The sequence below is a fragment of the Streptomyces sp. NPDC005799 genome, assembly GCF_040630525.1.
GTDB classification, from domain to species: domain Bacteria; phylum Actinomycetota; class Actinomycetes; order Streptomycetales; family Streptomycetaceae; genus Streptomyces; species Streptomyces griseorubiginosus_B.
Genome location: NZ_JBEXXQ010000172.1, coordinates 1 through 2,730, shown reverse-complemented (window position 1 = coordinate 2,730; position 2,730 = coordinate 1). Strand labels below are relative to the sequence as shown.

The 2,730-nt window shown below is 67.5% G+C and carries 3 protein-coding genes and 1 pseudogene; all 4 read left to right on the top strand.

What is annotated here, in order from left to right:
• Positions 1–95: 95 nt before the first annotated feature.
• A pseudogene (locus tag ABZ453_RS50895) lies at positions 96–838 on the top strand (IS256 family transposase); the annotation flags it as partial.
• Positions 839–1,252: 414 nt separating this feature from the next.
• Complete coding sequence (locus tag ABZ453_RS50890; protein ID WP_359026851.1) at positions 1,253–1,567, top strand: hypothetical protein; 315 nt, start codon at positions 1,253–1,255, stop codon at positions 1,565–1,567.
• A 249-nt stretch (positions 1,568–1,816) separates the two neighbouring features.
• On the top strand, positions 1,817–2,077 hold the full coding sequence (locus tag ABZ453_RS50885) for a DEAD/DEAH box helicase family protein (protein WP_359026849.1): 261 nt from the start codon (positions 1,817–1,819) through the stop codon (positions 2,075–2,077).
• Positions 2,078–2,079: 2 nt separating this feature from the next.
• Complete coding sequence (locus ABZ453_RS50880) at positions 2,080–2,391, top strand: DEAD/DEAH box helicase family protein (protein ID WP_359026847.1); 312 nt, start codon at positions 2,080–2,082, stop codon at positions 2,389–2,391.
• Positions 2,392–2,730: the final 339 nt, after the last annotated feature.

Genomic DNA, 2,730 nt, shown 5'->3' with positions numbered 1-2,730 from the left:
CTGTCTGGCCGCCGTCGGCTTGCGGTTGGCTCCTCCGCGAGGCATGCGAACGATCTCCTTCCTGAGCGTTCGCAACCATCGATGGAAATCAAGCGGTCTATCCGGTGATCTTCATCGACTGCGTGCACGTGAAGGTACGCGACGGGCAGGTGGCGAACCGGCCCATCTACGTCGCCCTGGCGGTCACGGTGGACGGCACACGCGACATCCTCGGGCTGTGGGCCGGCGACGGCGGCGAGGGCGCCAAGTACTGGCTGCAGGTCCTGACCGAGATCAAGAACCGCGGCGTCGAGGACGTGTGCATGGTCGTCTGCGACTCAAGGGCCTGCCCGACTCCATCTCGGCTGTCTGGCCCCAGGCGGTGACCCAGACCTGTGTCGTCCATTTGATCCGGGCCTCGTTCCGCTACGCGGGCCGCCAGGACTGGGACAAGATCTCTCGCGCTCTCAAGCCGGTCTACACGGCTCCCACGGCGAGCGCGGCAGAGGACCGGTTCCTGGAGTTCCAGGAGGAATGGGGCGCCAAGTATCCGGCGATCGTGCGGCTTTGGGAGAACGCCTGGGCCGAGTTCGTGCCGTTCCTCCAGTTCGACACCGAGATCCGCCGCGTCGTCTGCACCACCAACGCGATCGAGTCGGTCAACGCCCGCATACGAAAAGCCGTCCGGGCACGCGGGCACTTCCCGAACGAGGCCGCAGCCCTCAAATGCGTCTACATGGCCGTCATGAGCCTCGACCCCACCGGTCAGGGACGCAAACGATGGACCATGCGTTGGAAGCCCGCCCTGCAGGCCTTCGACATCGCCTTCGACGGCCGACTCTCCGTCGGCCGCCGCTAACTCACACCACCCGAGTTACACCATTGGCTGGACAGACCCGCGCCGGGCGATCGACGCCCGCGGGCAAATGGCGCTGTCCAGCTACGACCGGCTCTTCCCTGCGCAGGACTTCCTGCCCACCCGGGCGAAGGGCAGCTTCCGGTTCGGCAACCTGATCGCGCTGCCACTTCACGGGGTCTCCCGGGCCAGGGGCACCACCGTCTTCGTGGACCCCGACACCTGGGAGCCGTATCCGGACCAGTTCCCCACCTCTCGCTCACCGAGCGCCTGTCTCCGGCCGACGTTGCCTCGCTCGTCGACAAACTCGGCCCCGTCAAGGCCAGCCCATCCCCGACCACCCCTCAGCCGGGGCCCAAGCCCCGCCGCAAGGCCCTCGGCAAGGCGCCCGCGAGCGTTCAGGCCCAGCTCTCGGCGATGCTGGCGATCTCCACGACCGGGCTGCCGCCGCAACTGCTGGCCGCGCTCAAGCACGCGGCGTCGTTCCACAACCCGGAGTTCTACCGCAAGCAGAACCAGCGCTTGGCCACCTTCAACACCCGGCGCCTCGTCTGCTGCTTCAACGCCTCCGATCCCGACTGGCTAGGACTGCCCCGTGCTCCTGGCAGACGAGGCCGCCAGCTCATCGCCACCGCCGGCGGCACCCTCACCATCGCCAACGACCTGCCCCAACCCCCGCCGATCACCGCCCGCTTCACCGGCAAGTTGGGTCTGGCCCATAGTCGGTGGTGACGGAGCGTTCCGGGTGTCACTGTCAGTGATATTCCCGTGCGGGTCGGTGCTCTGACCTGGTCGGTTGCAGATTTGGTACCCCCGGACGCCACGGGTGGGCGGCCCAGGCTCGGCGAGCACCCGACACCCCGGCCGAGACCCCGTTTGAATGCGATTCGGCCCCGTTGACCAGCAGAGTTCTCGCACCGCCACTTCGCCATGACCAATATGACTTTCTGTCACCACCGCAAGTGAGACAGGGCCGGCAAGTTGACAGCCACCCAGCAGGCGGCCGTGGAGGCGATGACCGAGCACCCGGCGGGCACCCTGGTCGCGCCGCCCGGCTCCGGCAAGACCGTCATGGCCTGCGCCCTGATCGCCCACCATCGCACCCCGACCGCAGTGATCGTGAACCGGGCCGAGTTGCTGGCCCAGTGGAAGGAGCGGCTGGCTGGCTTCCTGGACCTCGGCGACGGGCAGGTCGACTCACTCGGCAGTGGCAAGGACGCCGCGGCCACATCGTCGACCTGATCATGCTCCAGACACTGTCCCACCGCGACGCCCCCGACGACCTGCTCGACGGCTACGGACTGGTCATCGAGGACGAGTGTCACGCCGTGGGAGCGCCCGGCGCTGAAGCCGCGATCCGCAGAGCGAAAGCGCCGCGGTGGGTCGGCCTGTCCGCGACCCCCTGCCGCGCGGACCAGATGGACCCAGTGATCACCATGCAGTGCGGGCCGATCCGCCACGAGATCGAAGACGCCAGCACCTTCGCCAAGCACCTCGTCGTGCACCCCACGAGCTTCAAGACCGATGAGCCGGGCACCGACGGCAAAGCGCTGTAGGCGGTTCGGGTCTATCAGCAGCGAGCCTTCGCTCACTTGAAGTTGCTGGTCAAAGGGCTGGCGTGACCGGTGCTCGGAGTGCTCATGCTGGTCTCGGACGGAAGTCGGCCGGGGTTTCCACGAAGGAAGGCCCCCGATGAACTTGCCAAAGCGTCCGGTTAGGATGCTGGGCAGGATGGAAGGGGTCGCAATGCCGCAGAACGCGGCCCGGGTGACCGTGATCATGCCTGACGGGCAAGAGTTACGAGCCTGCCTGTATGAGCGTCGGCGCGCGGCAGCCGGATGGCAGTACCGGGTGGGCATCTCCGGCTGGGCAGTTGGCAGCAGCGGCCGTACGGA

Bases quoted from the DNA above. Each gene is read 5' to 3' on its own strand.
- ABZ453_RS50890 (WP_359026851.1), top strand. From the start codon at position 1,253: ATGCTGGCGATCTCCACGACCGGGCTGCCGCCGCAACTGCTGGCCGCG.
- ABZ453_RS50880 (WP_359026847.1), top strand. From the start codon at position 2,080: ATGCTCCAGACACTGTCCCACCGCGACGCCCCCGACGACCTGCTCGAC.